Source organism: Pseudomonas sp. DTU_2021_1001937_2_SI_NGA_ILE_001 (assembly GCF_032463525.1).
Lineage (GTDB): Bacteria > Pseudomonadota > Gammaproteobacteria > Pseudomonadales > Pseudomonadaceae > Aquipseudomonas.
Genome location: NZ_CP135971.1, coordinates 5,116,934 through 5,130,917 on the forward strand (window position 1 = coordinate 5,116,934; position 13,984 = coordinate 5,130,917).

General features: G+C 64.7%; 11 protein-coding genes and 1 pseudogene. 6 read left to right on the top strand and 6 right to left on the bottom strand.

The annotated features are described in order from the left end of the window. Positions 1-40: 40 nt before the first annotated feature. The 3 genes and pseudogenes from thrC to RRX38_RS22470 all read left to right on the top strand — a co-directional run bounded on the left by thrC (position 41) and on the right by RRX38_RS22470 (position 4,334). On the top strand, positions 41-1,450 hold the full coding sequence (gene thrC / locus RRX38_RS22460) for a threonine synthase (RefSeq protein ID WP_315960716.1): 1,410 nt from the start codon (positions 41-43) through the stop codon (positions 1,448-1,450). 178 nt (positions 1,451-1,628) lie between these two features. Further along, positions 1,629-3,848 (top strand): annotated as a pseudogene (locus RRX38_RS22465) (transporter substrate-binding domain-containing protein); the annotation flags it as partial. A gap of 189 nt (positions 3,849-4,037) precedes the next feature. After that, positions 4,038-4,334, top strand: coding sequence for a DUF3509 domain-containing protein (locus RRX38_RS22470; protein ID WP_295478925.1), 297 nt, complete (start codon positions 4,038-4,040; stop codon positions 4,332-4,334). Between the two features lie 162 nt (positions 4,335-4,496). On the opposite strand, the gene RRX38_RS22475 is transcribed toward RRX38_RS22470, so the two are convergent. Then, the gene (locus RRX38_RS22475) at positions 4,497-5,327 is read right to left on the bottom strand and encodes a TIGR02285 family protein (protein WP_410524929.1); all 831 of its coding nucleotides are present in this window, start codon (positions 5,325-5,327) and stop codon (positions 4,497-4,499) included. A gap of 212 nt (positions 5,328-5,539) precedes the next feature. On the opposite strand from RRX38_RS22475, the gene RRX38_RS22480 reads away from it, so the two are divergent. After that, positions 5,540-6,082 carry a YaeQ family protein gene (locus RRX38_RS22480; RefSeq protein ID WP_295478922.1) on the top strand — a complete coding sequence of 181 codons (543 nt, stop codon included), beginning with the start codon at positions 5,540-5,542 and terminating at the stop codon, positions 6,080-6,082. A gap of 222 nt (positions 6,083-6,304) precedes the next feature. Then, positions 6,305-8,014, top strand: coding sequence for a single-stranded-DNA-specific exonuclease RecJ (gene recJ / locus RRX38_RS22485; RefSeq protein ID WP_315960717.1), 1,710 nt, complete (start codon positions 6,305-6,307; stop codon positions 8,012-8,014). Positions 8,015-8,028: 14 nt separating this feature from the next. Here the strand turns inward: recJ and RRX38_RS22490 are convergent, their stop codons facing one another. The 5 genes from RRX38_RS22490 to RRX38_RS22510 all read right to left on the bottom strand — a co-directional run bounded on the left by RRX38_RS22490 (position 8,029) and on the right by RRX38_RS22510 (position 12,703). Continuing rightward, positions 8,029-8,952 carry a GGDEF domain-containing protein gene (locus RRX38_RS22490; protein ID WP_315960718.1) on the bottom strand — a complete coding sequence of 308 codons (924 nt, stop codon included), beginning with the start codon at positions 8,950-8,952 and terminating at the stop codon, positions 8,029-8,031. Positions 8,953-9,169: 217 nt separating this feature from the next. Further along, positions 9,170-9,910 carry a YciK family oxidoreductase gene (locus RRX38_RS22495; RefSeq protein ID WP_315960719.1) on the bottom strand — a complete coding sequence of 247 codons (741 nt, stop codon included), beginning with the start codon at positions 9,908-9,910 and terminating at the stop codon, positions 9,170-9,172. Positions 9,911-9,923: 13 nt separating this feature from the next. Beyond that, positions 9,924-10,595 (bottom strand): N-acetylmuramic acid 6-phosphate phosphatase MupP, encoded by a 672-nt coding sequence (gene mupP, locus RRX38_RS22500; protein ID WP_295478910.1) that lies wholly within the window; start codon positions 10,593-10,595, stop codon positions 9,924-9,926. 1 nt (position 10,596) lies between these two features. Next, a complete protein-coding gene (ubiG, locus tag RRX38_RS22505; RefSeq protein ID WP_295478908.1) occupies positions 10,597-11,295 on the bottom strand; it encodes a bifunctional 2-polyprenyl-6-hydroxyphenol methylase/3-demethylubiquinol 3-O-methyltransferase UbiG in 699 nt (232 codons plus the stop codon). A 76-nt stretch (positions 11,296-11,371) separates the two neighbouring features. Continuing rightward, complete coding sequence (locus RRX38_RS22510) at positions 11,372-12,703, bottom strand: TRZ/ATZ family hydrolase (RefSeq protein WP_315960720.1); 1,332 nt, start codon at positions 12,701-12,703, stop codon at positions 11,372-11,374. 202 nt (positions 12,704-12,905) lie between these two features. Between RRX38_RS22510 and mtnA the strand changes: the two genes are divergently transcribed. Beyond that, positions 12,906-13,982: an S-methyl-5-thioribose-1-phosphate isomerase gene (gene mtnA / locus RRX38_RS22515; RefSeq protein ID WP_295478900.1), complete on the top strand. Its 1,077-nt coding sequence runs from the start codon at positions 12,906-12,908 to the stop codon at positions 13,980-13,982. Positions 13,983-13,984: the final 2 nt, after the last annotated feature.

The following is a 13,984-nucleotide window of genomic DNA, read 5'->3' on the forward strand; positions in this document are numbered from 1 at the left end:
GGAACTGGCCGCGTGCCGCTCAAATCAAAGGTTTGCACCCATGCGTTATATCAGTACTCGCGGCAAAGCCCCGGCGTTGAACTTCGAAGACGTGCTGCTGGCTGGCCTGGCCAGTGACGGCGGCCTGTACGTGCCGGAAAACCTGCCGCGCTTCACCCAGGAGGAGATCGCTTCCTGGGCCGGCCTGCCGTATCACGAGCTGGCGTTCCGAGTGATGCGACCCTTCGTCGAAGGCAGCATCGCCGACGCCGATTTCAAGAAGATCCTCGAAGAAACCTACGGCGTATTCGCCCACAGCGCTGTCGCACCGTTGCGTCAGCTCGACGGTAACGAATGGGTGCTGGAGCTGTTCCACGGCCCGACCCTGGCGTTCAAGGACTTTGCCCTGCAACTGCTCGGCCGCCTGCTCGATCACGTGCTGGCCAAGCGCGGCGAGCGCGTGGTGATCGTCGGCGCCACCTCCGGTGACACCGGCTCGGCGGCCATCGAAGGCTGCCGTCGTTGCGACAACGTCGACATCTTCATCCTGCACCCGCACAACCGCGTGTCTGACGTGCAGCGTCGCCAGATGACCACCATCTTCGGCGACAACATCCACAACATCGCTGTGGAAGGCAACTTCGACGACTGCCAGGAAATGGTCAAGGCCAGCTTCGCCGACCAGGGCTTCCTCAAGGGCACTCGCCTGGTGGCGGTCAACTCGATCAACTGGGCGCGGATCATGGCCCAGATCGTCTACTACTTCCATGCCGCACTGCAGCTTGGCGGTCCGGCGCGCTCGGTCTCCTTCTCGGTGCCGACCGGCAACTTCGGCGATATCTTCGCCGGCTACCTGGCTCGCAACATGGGCCTGCCGGTCAACCAGCTGATCGTGGCGACCAACCGCAACGACATCCTGCACCGCTTCATGAGCGGCAATCAGTACGTCAAGGATGCCCTGCACCCGACACTGTCGCCGTCCATGGACATCATGGTGTCGTCGAACTTCGAACGCCTGCTGTTCGACATGCACGGTCGCAATGGTGCAGCCATCGCCGAGCTGATGGACACCTTCAAGCAGGGTGGCGGCTTCAGCGTCGAGCAGGATCGCTGGACCGAAACCCGCAAGCTGTTCGACTCTCTGGCGGTCAGCGACGAGCAGACCTGCGAAACCATCGCCCAGGTCTTCGCCCGTACCGGTGAAGTGCTCGACCCGCACACGGCCATCGGCGTGCGTGCTGCTCGCGAATGCCGCCGCAGCCTGGACATCCCGATGGTGGTGCTGGGCACCGCGCATCCGGTCAAGTTCCCCGAGGCGGTGGAGAAGGCCGGCGTCGGCAAGGCGCTGGAGCTTCCGGCGCACTTGTCCGACCTGTTCCAGCGTGAAGAGCGTTGCACCGTACTGCCGAACGACCTCAAGGCCGTACAGGCCTTCGTCAGCCAGCATGGCAACCGCGGCAAGCCGCTGTGACCGAATAGTCGTGTAACAACTTGGGCCCGCCTTCTGGCGGGCCTTTTCGTTCCTGCATGCCAAACTCTGCCGCTTGATTCACCAGGCAAGAGTGATGGTCGTGAAGCAGGCAAGCAAGGAAGGACCGTTCGCCAGGGCGGTCAGGGGGCACAGGCACTGGAGGTGGCAGACATGGCCGCTGCTGCTGCTGGTGTGGTTCGTTCAACCGGTGGGGGCGGCGCAGAGCCTGCCTTTCACCCTGGCACCACCGTTCGTGAAGGTCGAGCGACTCGAGTTGGCCGACAGCGATCGCCGCTGGCTGGAGGGGCGTGGCGCCTTGCGGGTCGGTATCGTGATCGCCGAGAACGAGCCGGTCGATATCACCACCGACCGCAATCGCTACCAGGGCATCAGTGCCGACTACCTCGCCCTGCTTGAGCAGAAGCTGGGCGTGCCGCTGTCATTGACCGGCTTCAACCAGCATGACGAAGCCATTAACGCACTGCGCGTTGGCGCCATCGACCTGCTCAGCAGTGCTGGCGGTTTCGAAAGGGGTCAACCAGGCCTGGCCCTCTCGCGTGACTACATGCCGGACCGTTCAGTGGTGGTGGTCAGGGGCAAGGCGCTGCCGCCGTCCCATGCCCTGGCGGGCTGGAAGATCGCCCTGCTGGACGATTACGCCGACCTGCGCACCGTGCAGCGCACCTACCCCGACAGCGAAGTGCTGCTGGCCCCCAATCTCTACAGCGCCATGGAGGCCCTGAGCCAGGGTGACGTGCAGGCGTTCATCGGCAGCGAGCTGGTGGTGCGGGCCTTTCTGGTGACGCGCCCTTACCTCGACCTGCAGATCCACTCCGAGAGCGCGCTGCCGCCGCATGGCCTAGCCTTCGCGATGCGTGCCGGCGAACGGCGCCTCAAGGCCTTGGTGGACCAGGCCCTGGACAGCCTGGAGCCGTCCGTGCGGCGCGAGGTGCTGGGGCGTTGGACCTCGGGATTGAACAGCCAGATCGGTGAACAGCGCATTCCCCTGAGCAGTGTCGAACGACGCTGGCTGGCCCGCCATCCACAGGTCAGCGTGGCGACCTCCCAGCAGCCGCCGTTCATTTATCGTGACAAGCAGGGGCAATGGGTCGGGCTCAATGTCGACGTATTGGCGCGCATCTCGCGTATGACCGGTCTGCAGTTCGTCTACCACGAAGCGCCTTCCACCCAGGCCAGCCTGGAGCTGCTACGCAGCGGCGAGGCGCAGATGAACACCACCCTGGCGGAGAATCCCGAGCGAAAGCTGTTTCTGAATTTTACTTACTCCTTCGGCGGCAACACCTGGGTGTTCGTGGTCAGGGCCGGAGAGCCTTCCCCGGACAGCCTGGCTGCCATGAGTGGTCAGGTGCTGGCCCTGCCGGCACGGCACGCCCTGGAAGGCGAGATTCGTCGACACTACCCCGATATCCAGTTGCGCCTGGTCGACACCTACGCGCAGGCCCGTGAGCTGGTAGAAAGCGGCCAGGCGTACGCGACCATCCAGAACGAGGCGGGCGCCTACCTGTTCCCGTCCGAGGCCCTGAAAGTGGGCCGCGGCGTGGAAGGCAAGTGGTCGCCCGACCGCTTCTCGGTAATCAAGACCCAGCCTGAACTGCTGAGCATCCTCAACAAGGCGCTGGAAGAGTTTCCGATCTCCGAGATGCGCGCCATCCGCATGAAATGGCTGGGCACGACGCTGCCACAGCCTGGTCTGTGGAGCCGTGTGCCGTCCTGGCTGGTCTGGAGTGCGATTCTGGCGCTGATGCTGGTCCTGGTGTCGCTGGCCTGGGACAGCCGCCTGCGCATCCAGATCCGTCAGCGGCGCCAGGCCGAAGCCATGCTCAACGACCAGCTGGCTTTCAAGCAGGCGCTGTTCGATGCGCTGCCCATGCCGGTCTATGTGCTCGATCTGGAAGGCCGGCTGGTGTCGTGCAATCGCAGCTACGAGCATTTCTTCGACATTGGTGTCGAGCACATGCAAGGTCGGCGGCTGATCGACGTGGAACTGCTGCCCGCTGCCCTGGCCGCCGAGCTGCATGCCGATTGCATGCGCCTGCTTGGCAGCGGCGAACCGGTGTTCGCCGGGCGCACCCTGGACCTGCCTGGCCGGCGTGTCGAGGCTTGGCAATGGAGTGTGCCGTTATGTGCCGCCGATGGTCAGCGTCAGGGAGTACTGGGCGGCTGGGTCGACCTGAGCGAGCGTCGGCGGTTGGAAAGCCGGCTGGAGCAGGTGGCCCAGGTGCATGGCTGCATGAGTCGGGAAATCCGTGCGCTGATCGACACCCTGGCCTGCGAGTGTGAACGCAGCACCGGCCAGGGCGGGGTGCCGGTGGAACGGCTGTTGAGCGTGCAGCGTTCGATCCTGCGCCTGGCCCTGCTGCTCGATCAGCCTATCGAGGCTGGCGACCATGCTCAGGAGGCCTCTTGCAGTTGTAACTGAGCGGCTGGTTTTTTCCCTGTCATCTTTACCAGGCATGCTCGGTGCAGAGGATGTTCATGGGTTGGCAAGCCACTTGCAGAACTTTCTGCGATCTGGGCAGGTCAGTGGTAGACATCTTGTCGTTCAATAAAATGAGGGGTGATCCATATGGAAAATATCAGCTTGCTGCTGGGTGAAGCACTGGCGCCCTATCAGGTCGGTATCGGGGCGGCCGGTTCGGACGGTGAATGTCTGGTGACCCTCAAGGATGTTTCTGGCGCCGTGGTGATCGAGCGCCGCTTCAAGGTCGACCAGCTGCGTGACAAGCACCAGCTCACCGATGTCGTCGACGGTCTGCACCGCGACCTGATGGTGGCCGAAGGGCGTCTTGAGCCCTGCATGATCGCGGCGATGCGCAACGCCGCTGCCCGCCAGCCGCTCGTCGCCTCGGGGCCGTTCGCCTGACATCCGGGGTGCCGGCCAGGAACCTTGTGCCGTTGGCGGGTTCCTATCAGGTATGGCAGGAACGTTCATTGTGCTCCGGTGAACGCCGCCTGCCGTCCGGCCCAAGGGCCAAGGTTGACCCCGATCAGTCATCCCCGCTGTTCGGGGTTTCTTTTTGCCCGCTCAATCCTTGAAGAAGCCTGCCGAGTCCTGCAGATACTCGGCACGCCGCACAGGGTCCAGCCATTCGGCGTAGAGTGACTTGAGCGACTCGCGCAGTTCGCGCATTTCCCTGTTGATCACGACCATGGCCGCGCGTCCCTGCTCGGTGTTCGAGCAACCGATATGGGTGTACTGGTACTTGGGTACGTCGTTGATCGGCAGGAAGGTCAGTTCGCTTTCGTCGATACCCTGCTGCAACGCCTGGTAGCGGGCTTCCGGCCAGTACGCGAGCATGGCTTGTAGCCGTCCCAGGCGCTCCATTTGCAGCATGCTGCCGATCGCGCTGTTGCCGTAGTGCTGCTTGAGCTCATCGGCCGGCGCCTTGCTGAGGATTTCGTCGATGACCGTGCCATAGCTGCGTTCGGCGACGATGCCGAGCTTGAGGGTCTGGCTGGCCAGCAGGGTGCGCAGATCGACCTGGCCGTCGCTGACGAAGGGCGCGATCTGGGGCATTTGCTCCTTGCGTACGATCAGGCCGTTGCTGAACACCACGTAGGTAGGAATGGAAAACAGGATGGTCTTGGCCCGCGCGGCGGTCCACAGCAGGGTCGGGTCGCAGGTGAAACCCGGTTCGTTGAGCATCTGCAGGCCACGGGCACGGTTGACCTGCATCAGCGTGTGGTCGTACTGCGGCATGCGGGCGATCAGCAGCGGCATCATCCGATCGATGGCCCCCTGGCCCTGGTAGGGGCCGGCGGCAATGGTCACGGGGGGCATGTCGCGCATCAGCCAGGTCAGGGTGTCCTTGGCCTGGCTGGATAACGGAAAGGCACACAGGCCGGTGATCATCAGCCAGGCCGACAGGCGCAGGCATGCTAGAGAGCGGCACATGCGTAGAAATCGTCCATGGGAAGGGGCTTCAAATTGCACCATAAAGGCGCATTTCGCCAGTATATTTTGTGAAGGTTGCCTGACAATTTTCCGTAACGCCGGGCAGTCCCGTCGTTCGGGCAGCGCGCAATCGGTTAAACTTGCCGGCTTTCTCCTGCTCCGGAAGCCCGTCCATGGCCCAGCCGTCGACCACCTACAAGTTCGAACTCAACCTCACCGACATCGACCGGGGGGTCTACGAAAGCGTCAAGCAGACCATCGCTCGGCATCCCTCTGAAACCGAAGAGCGCATGGCCGTGCGCCTGCTGGCCTATGCCCTGTGGTTCAACGAGCAGCTGGCGTTCGGTCGTGGCCTGTCGGACGTCGACGAGCCGGCCCTGTGGGAAAAAAGCCTGGATGATCGCGTGCTGCACTGGATCGAAGTCGGCCAGCCAGACCTTGAGCGCCTGACCTGGTGTTCTCGGCGCACCGAACGCACCAGCCTGCTGGCCTACGGTAGCCTGCGGGTGTGGGAAGGCAAGGTGGTGCCCGGCGCCAGGCAGTTGAAGAACGTCAGCATTGCTGCAGTGCCCCAGGACGTGCTCGAAGTGCTGGCCCATGACATGCCGCGTGCCATCAAGTGGGACGTGATGATCAGCGACGGTACGGTGTTCGTTACCGATGACCGGGGTCAGCACGAAGTGCAACTGCAATGGCTGGTGGGTGAGCGCGGCTGAAGCTGCTTCTGGTCCTTATTCACCTGTATTGGCCCTAGGCTCAATACTGTTCGATTAAGCGGCAGGTGGCCCGGTGGGAGCGGCTTTAGCCGCGAAAGCGCCAGGAAACTCACTGCATCTGTTGTGAACAGGCGATTACTTCGCGGCTGAAGCCGCTCCCACCCGGTCTAACTGACCAGTATTGGCCCTAGGCTGAAATACGACACGAGACACTGAATCACCATGCGTATCGAACACCGCCCGTTACCCGATCCCCTGCCGCTGCTTGGCGACCTGCCCCCTCTGCTGACCCGGCTTTACGCCTCGCGGGGCGTGAGTTCGGCGCAGGAGCTGGACAAGGGGCTGGCGCGACTGATTCCGTATCAGCAGCTCAAGGGCATCGAGGCGGCGGTGGAGCTGCTGGTCGACGCCTTACAGCAAGGTCAGCGCATCCTCATCGTCGGCGACTTCGATGCCGACGGCGCCACCGCCAGTACCGTCGGCGTGCTGGGCCTGCGCCAGCTCGGCGCTGCCCACGTGGATTATCTGGTGCCCAACCGCTTCGAGTACGGCTACGGGCTGACCCCGGAGATCGTCGAAGTGGCCCTGCAGCGCTCGCCACAGTTGCTGATGACCGTCGATAACGGCATCTCCAGTGTCGAGGGCGTGGCTGCGGCCAAGGCGGCGGGGCTCAAGGTGCTGGTTACCGACCACCACCTGCCGGGCCACGAACTGCCAGCCGCCGACGCCATCGTCAATCCGAACCAGCCGGGCTGCGAGTTCCCCAGCAAGTCCCTGGCCGGTGTTGGCGTGATGTTCTATGTGCTGATGGCCTTGCGTGCGCGGCTGCGTGGTCTTGGCTGGTTCGCCAGCCGTGCCGAGCCCAACCTGGGTGACCTGCTCGACCTGGTGGCGCTGGGCAGCGTGGCCGACGTGGTGCCGTTGGATGCCAACAACCGCATTCTGGTCCATCAGGGGCTGATGCGAATCCGCGCCGGCCGCGCCCGGCCAGGCCTGCGCGCCATCTTGGAGGTGGCGCGTCGCGATCCGTCGCGCATCACTTCGACCGACCTGGGCTTCATCCTGGGCCCGCGCCTCAATGCCGCTGGCCGCCTGGATGACATGAGTCTAGGCATCGAATGCCTGCTCTGCGAAGACCCGGTGCTGGCGCGAGAAATGGCCACCCAGCTTGACGAACTCAACCAGGACCGCAAGAACATCGAACAGGGCATGCAGCGTGAAGCGCTGGCCCAGCTCAAGGACCTGGCCGAGGATTCGCTGCCCTTCGGCCTGTGCCTGTTCGAGCCGGACTGGCACCAGGGGGTGATCGGCATCCTCGCCTCGCGTCTTAAAGAGCGCTATCACCGCCCAGCCATCGCTTTCGCCAGCGCCGGCGAAGGCATGCTCAAGGGCTCTGCCCGCTCGGTGCCGGGCTTCCACATTCGCGATGCGCTGGACGCCGTGGCGGCGCGGCATCCAGAGCTGATCAGCAAGTTCGGCGGCCACGCCATGGCGGCTGGCCTGTCCTTGCCGGAAGCCAACTTTCCGGCCTTTTGCCAGGCCTTCGATGAAGAAGTGCGTCGACAACTCAGCGAGGATGACCTGACCGGACGGCTGCTGTCCGACGGCGCCCTGGCGGTCGAGGAGTTCCACCTGGAGCTGGCTCGCGCCCTGCGCAACGCCGGCCCTTGGGGGCAGCATTTTCCCGAGCCGTTGTTCCATGGGGTGTTTCAGCTGGCCGAGCAGCGGGTGGTGGGTGAGCGGCACCTGAAAATGGTGCTCAAGACCGAATGTGGCAGCGTGCGCCTGGAGGGTATCGCGTTCGGGGTGGATCGCGAGGTGTGGCCCAACCCCAACATTCGTTGGGTGGAGTTGGCCTACCGGCTGGATCTCAACGAATTTCGCGGCAACGAGACCGTGCAGTTGCTGGTGACCCACATCGCGCCGCGCTGAGGCCGCCGGTTTTCTCAGCCGGCCATCATCATGCGGTTACGGCCTTCACGCTTGGCCACGTACAGGGCAATGTCGGCGCGGCGCAGCAGGCTGTCGGTGGATTCGCCCGGCAGCAGGGTCGAGCAACCCAGGCTGATGCTCGGCCGCAGGTTGCCCAGGGCGCTGAAGTCCAGCTCCTGGATAGCCTGGCGCAGGCGTTCGCCAATCAATGCCGCGGCGTCCTGGCAGGTATTGGCGAGGATGACCACGAACTCTTCGCCGCCATAGCGAAACACCCGATCGACCGTGCGGAGCTGATGTTTCAGCGTCTGGGCAATGCTTTGCAGGACCAGATCACCGTTGGCGTGGCCGTGGGTGTCATTGATCCGCTTGAAATGGTCGATGTCCAGCATCAGCAGCGACAGCGGCTGCCGATAACGCAGTGAGTCGTCTGCTTCGCGCGCCAGCACCTGATCCATGGCCACACGGTTGCCGGTATCGGTCAGCGGGTCGCGCAGCGAACTCTGCAGTGCCATGCGGTACAGCAAGGCGTTGCGCAACGGATACAGCAGGCAGCCGACCAAGTGCTGCAGTTCGGCGAGCAACCGGGTGTCGGCGGCCCGGCCATGGTGCAGCGTCAATTGGCCGAGCGCTTCGTCCTTGTGGCTGAGTTCGTAGCAGGTGCTGTCGGCAACCGGGTTGCCTATGCAAAGCTGCAGGTCGCTGGCTGCGTGGAGGTAATTCAGCCCTTCGAGGGGCAGGGCCTGGCGCAGCGTATTGAAGAACAGCTGCAGAATGCGCTCGGCCTCCAGGCTGGTTTGCAGCTGTTGGGCGAGCCGGTAGGCGAGGCGCCTGGGAGCGGGGCGAGAGCCGGTCAAGCATGCATCCGCGCCGACCAGCGCAGGCTGCATGCTGCGGGTGTCGATCTGCACGGTGTCGATTCGTGGGGGCGAATTCATCTGTTCACTCCTCAGCTCTTTCCTTTGCGGCTGGTTTTTTATAGAGCGAAATGCATGCCAACGGTTCATAAAACCTGAACGCGATGAAAATCAATGGCTTGCAAAAGGATGCTGCGGAAGCGGCAGCGACGGCTGCTTGACGTGGGCGACTTTTTACCAGAAGCGGGCGCCACGGGCAGGTATTTCGCCCGCCAATGTGACGTCCCGCACACTCCGGTTACTGGGCGTTGAAGGCCTGGCCGTTGACGCCGGCACTGTCCGGCCCCATGAGATAGAGGTACACCGGCATGATCTCCTCGGGTGCCGGGACGTCCTGTGGATTTTCCGCCGGGTAGGCCTGGGCACGCATGCTGGTGCGGGTGCCGCCGGGGTTGACGCTGTTGGCGCGCACCGGCGCGACGCCGTCCAATTCGTCGGCCAGGGTCTGCATCAGCCCTTCGGTGGCGAACTTGGAGACCCCGTAGGCGCCCCAGTAGGCGCGACCCTTGCGGCCCACGCTGCTGGAGGTGAATACCACCGAGGCATCTTTGGAGCATTTGAGCAGCGGCAGCAGAGCCTGGGTGAGCATGAACATGGCGTTGACGTTAACGTGCATCACGCGCATGAAGTTTTCACCGGACAACTGATCCAGCGGGGTGCGCGGGCCGATGATCGAAGCGTTGTGCAGCAGACCGTCGAGCCGGCCGAACTCGCCTTCGAGCATGGCCGCCAGTTCGTCGTACTGATGCGGCAGGGCGGTTTCCAGGTTGAACGGAATGACCGCCGGACGCGGGTGGCCGGCGGCTTCGATGTCATCGTAGACCTGTGCCAGGCTGGCTTCGGTGCGGCCCAGTAGCAGCACGGTGGCGCCATGTGCGGCGTAGGTCTTCGCGGCGGCGGCGCCGATACCGCGTGCGGCGCCGGTCACCAGGATCACCCGGCCTTCGAGCAGGCCGGGGCGTGCGCTGTAATCGAACATGGCAGGGCCTCCTTCAGCAGCTGCACAGGGCGTTGTCGAGCACCTGGCGCAGCTCCAGCGGATGATCGACCACTACGTCGGCACCCCAGTGGCCGGGATTGTCGTTGGGGTGGATGTAGCCGTAGCGCACGGCGGCCGTGCGCGTGCCGGCATCGCGGCCCGACTCGATGTCGCGCAGGTCGTCGCCGACGAACAGCACGCTGGCCGGGTCCAGGTCGAGACGGCTGCAAGCCAGGATCAACGGCTCCGGGTGCGGCTTGCTGTGGGTCACGTGGTCTGGGCAGATCAGCAGCGCCGAACGCTCGGCCAGACCGAGCTGCTGCATGATCGGCTCGGCGAAGCGCAGCGGCTTGTTGGTCACCACGCCCCAGATCAGGCCGGCTTTCTCGATGTCGGCGAGCAGTTCGGCCATGCCATCGAACAGGTGGGTATGCACGGCACAGGCCTGTTGATAGCGCTCCAGGAACTCCAGGCGCAGGGCCTCGAATTCCGGCGCGTTTGGCGACATCGCGAAGGTGGCGGCGACCATGGCCTTGGCGCCACCGGAAATCTCGTCGCGGATCAGTTTGTCGGCGACCGGCGGGAAGCCGCGTTCGGCGCGCATCGCCTGGCAGACGGCGATGAAGTCCGGTGCGGTATCCAGCAGAGTACCGTCCATGTCGAACAGGACCGCTCTCAGGCGCATGTCAGGCCTCCTTGACGGTCTGGATCATGTAGTTGACGTCCACGTCGGCCGCCAGCTTGTAGTGCTTGGTCAGCGGGTTGTAGGTCAGGCCGATGATGTCCTTGACCTGCAGGCCGGCCGCACGGCTCCAGGCGCCCAGCTCGGAGGGGCGGATGAATTTCTTGAAGTCGTGGGTGCCGCGCGGAAGCATGTTGAGGATGTACTCGGCGCCGACGATGGCGAACAGGTACGCCTTGGGGTTGCGGTTGATGGTGGAGAAGAACACCTGGCCGCCGGGCTTGACCATGCGGCAGCAGGCGGCGATCACCGAGGACGGATCCGGGACGTGTTCGAGCATCTCCAGGCAGGTGACCACGTCGAACTGCTCGGGCATTTCCTTGGCCATGTCTTCGGCAGTGGTCTGCCGGTATTCGACTTCGACGCCCGACTCCAGCTGGTGCAACTGGGCCACGGCCAGCGGCGCCTCACCCATGTCGATGCCGGTGACGGTGGCGCCGCGCAGGGCCATGGCCTCGCTGAGGATGCCGCCGCCGCAGCCGACGTCGAGGACTTTCTTGCCGGCCAGGCCGACGCGTTCGTCGATCCAGTTGACGCGCAGCGGGTTGATGTCGTGCAGGGGTTTGAATTCGCTTTCACGGTCCCACCAGCGATGGGCCAGGGCCTCGAATTTGGCGATTTCGGCGCGGTCGACGTTGCTCATGGATATCCCTCTTGAACTCAGAATTCGGTGTGGTCCGGCGCCCGGCGGCAAGCCGTGGCTGGCGGTCGCCGGTGCATCATTCGGGCTGGCCGGCGATTCGCCGGCCCCAGGCCATGGCGGTGTCGCGCAGGGCCTGTTCGTCCAGGCGGGTCAGGCGGCCATCGTCGAGCAATGGCTTGCCGGCGACCCACACGTGGCGCACGCAGTCGCGGCCACAGGCATAGATCAATTGTGACACCGGATCATAGACAGGTTGCACGGCCAGGCCGCTCAGGTCGAAGGCGACCATGTCGGCGGCCTTGCCGATTTCCAGCGAGCCGGTGTCCTGCTGGATGCCCAGTGCCCGGGCGCCGTTGAGCGTGGCCATGCGCAGCGCGCGATGAGCATCCAGGGCGCCTGCGGAGCCGGCGACCGCCTTGGCCAGCAGCGCGGCGGTGCGGGTTTCGCCCAGCAGGTCCAGGTCATTGTTGCTGGCCGCGCCATCGGTGCCGACCGCGACGTTCACGCCAGCCTGCCACAGGCGCTCGACCGGGCAGAAGCCGCTGGCCAGCTTGAGATTGGATTCGGGGCAATGAATGACACTGGTGTTGCTTTCTACCAGCAGTGCCAGGTCGTCATCGCTGATCTGGGTCATGTGCACGGCCTGCAGGCGCGGCCCCAGAAGACCCAGGCGCTGCAGGCGGGCCAGCGGTCGTTGGCCCTGCTGTTGCACGGCCTGTTCGACTTCGCCGGCGGTTTCATGGATGTGCATGTGGATCGGCGCGTCGAGTTCATCGGCGATGACTCGCACGCGCTCGAGATTTTCGTCGTTCACCGTGTACGGCGCATGCGGCCCGAAGGCCACCTGGATGCGCGGGTGGTGCGCCAGGTCGTTGAACAGCTCGATGCCGACATGCAGGGCTTCGTCGACATTGCGCGCACCCGGCACCGGAAAATCCAGCACGGGTACGCAGATTTGCGCGCGCATGCCGCTGTTATGCACGCGCTCGGCGGCCACTTTGGGGTAGAAGTACATGTCGGAGAAGCAGGTGATGCCACCCTTGAGCTGCTCGGCGATGGCCAGGTCGGTCCCGTCGCGCACGAAGGCTTCATCGACCCAGCGGCCTTCGGCGGGCCAGATGTGCTCCTGCAGCCAGGTCATCAGCGGCAGGTCGTCGGCCAGGCCACGGAACAGCGTCATGGCGGCGTGGCCATGGGCGTTGATCAGGCCGGGAGCGAGCAGCATGCCGGGCAGCTCGCGCACGACCTGGCTGACCAGGCGTGAGGCCTCGCTGCGCGGGCCGATCCAGGCGATGCGGCCGTCGCGAATGCCGATGCCGTGCTCGCGCAGCACCACGCCCGCTGGCTCGACCGGCACCAGCCATTGCGGCAGCAGCAGCAGGTCTAGGGGGGCGGCGGGTGTGGGCATGAGCGGGCTTCCGGAGCATGTGCACGGTGGGCGGAACGGCAGTGTGGATGCGCCTGGCAGGCCCTTGGGGAATGTGGCCCCGGCCTTGCATCGTTCCGCCGCGAGGGTGGTGGCGAAGTATACCCGAGCGTCCCGGTGGTCGGCTCGTTATAATCGACCGCTTTTTGATTCAGGCCTTGGATTGTTGAAGATGGAGTGGGCGATGCGCGAGCAATTGCTGGCAGCTGAGAAAGTGAAAGCCATCGATTGGCGGGAAGACGCTCTATATCTGCTCGATCAGCGGGCCTTGCCGCGGCAGGAGAGCTGGCTGGCCTGTGGTACTGCCGCGGCGGTGGCCGAGGCCATCGCCGGCATGGTGGTGCGCGGCGCGCAGGCCATTGGGGTGAGTGCGGCCTATGGCGTGGTCCTTGCGGCACGTGCCCGACATGCCCAGGGCGGTGACTGGCGGGCAGCGCTGGAGGCGGACTTTGCCGTGCTGGCCGCTGCGCGCCCGACCGCCGCGAACCTGTGCTGGGCGCTGAACCGCATGCGCGAGCGCCTGCAACGCCTGAAGAGCGGCGAAGATCCGCTGCGGGCTCTGGAGGCCGAGGCGGCGGCCATTCACCTGTCCGACCGTGAAGCCAACCTGACCATGGCGCAGCTGGGCGCCGAGCTGATCCGCAAGCACCAGGGCAATCTGCAGACGGTACTCACCCACGGCAATGCCGGGGCGCTGGCCACCGGAGGTTTTGGCACGGCGCTGGGGGTGATCCGTGCGGCGCATCTGGAAGGCATGGTCGAACACGTCTATGCCGATGAAACCCGGCCCTGGCTGCAGGGGTCGCGGCTCACGGCCTGGGAGTTGCTGCACGAGAACATTCCGGTCAGCGTGATCGCCGACTCGGCAGCCGCCCACATGATGCGCACCAAAGGCATCACCTGGGTGATCGTCGGCGCCGACCGTATCGCTGCCAATGGCGATGTGGCCGGCAAGATCGGCACCTATCAGCTGGCCGTTGCCGCCATGCACCATGCGGTGCGCTTCATGGTCGTGGCGCCCAGTTCGAGCATCGACATGGACACCGACAGCGGCGACGACATTCTCCTTGAAGAGCGCGATGTCCGCGAGTTGCTCGACCTTGGCGGGCAGCCTCTGGCGGCCGAGGCGGGCGCGTTCAACCCGGTGTTCGACATCACTCCGGCGGACCTGATCGACGCCATCGTCACGGAGAAGGGCATCGTCGAGCGCCCCGACACCGCGCGCCTGGCGCAACTGATGAGCCGCAAGCACCTGCACTGACC

Bases quoted from the DNA above. Each gene is read 5' to 3' on its own strand.
- thrC (WP_315960716.1), top strand. From the start codon at position 41: ATGCGTTATATCAGTACTCGCGGCAAAGCCCCGGCGTTGAACTTCGAA.
- RRX38_RS22470 (WP_295478925.1), top strand. From the start codon at position 4,038: ATGGAAAATATCAGCTTGCTGCTGGGTGAAGCACTGGCGCCCTATCAG.
- RRX38_RS22480 (WP_295478922.1), top strand. From the start codon at position 5,540: ATGGCCCAGCCGTCGACCACCTACAAGTTCGAACTCAACCTCACCGAC.
- recJ (WP_315960717.1), top strand. From the start codon at position 6,305: ATGCGTATCGAACACCGCCCGTTACCCGATCCCCTGCCGCTGCTTGGC.
- RRX38_RS22490 (WP_315960718.1), bottom strand. From the start codon at position 8,952: ATGAATTCGCCCCCACGAATCGACACCGTGCAGATCGACACCCGCAGC.
- RRX38_RS22495 (WP_315960719.1), bottom strand. From the start codon at position 9,910: ATGTTCGATTACAGCGCACGCCCCGGCCTGCTCGAAGGCCGGGTGATC.
- mupP (WP_295478910.1), bottom strand. From the start codon at position 10,595: ATGCGCCTGAGAGCGGTCCTGTTCGACATGGACGGTACTCTGCTGGAT.
- ubiG (WP_295478908.1), bottom strand. From the start codon at position 11,295: ATGAGCAACGTCGACCGCGCCGAAATCGCCAAATTCGAGGCCCTGGCC.
- RRX38_RS22510 (WP_315960720.1), bottom strand. From the start codon at position 12,703: ATGCCCACACCCGCCGCCCCCCTAGACCTGCTGCTGCTGCCGCAATGG.
- mtnA (WP_295478900.1), top strand. From the start codon at position 12,906: ATGCGCGAGCAATTGCTGGCAGCTGAGAAAGTGAAAGCCATCGATTGG.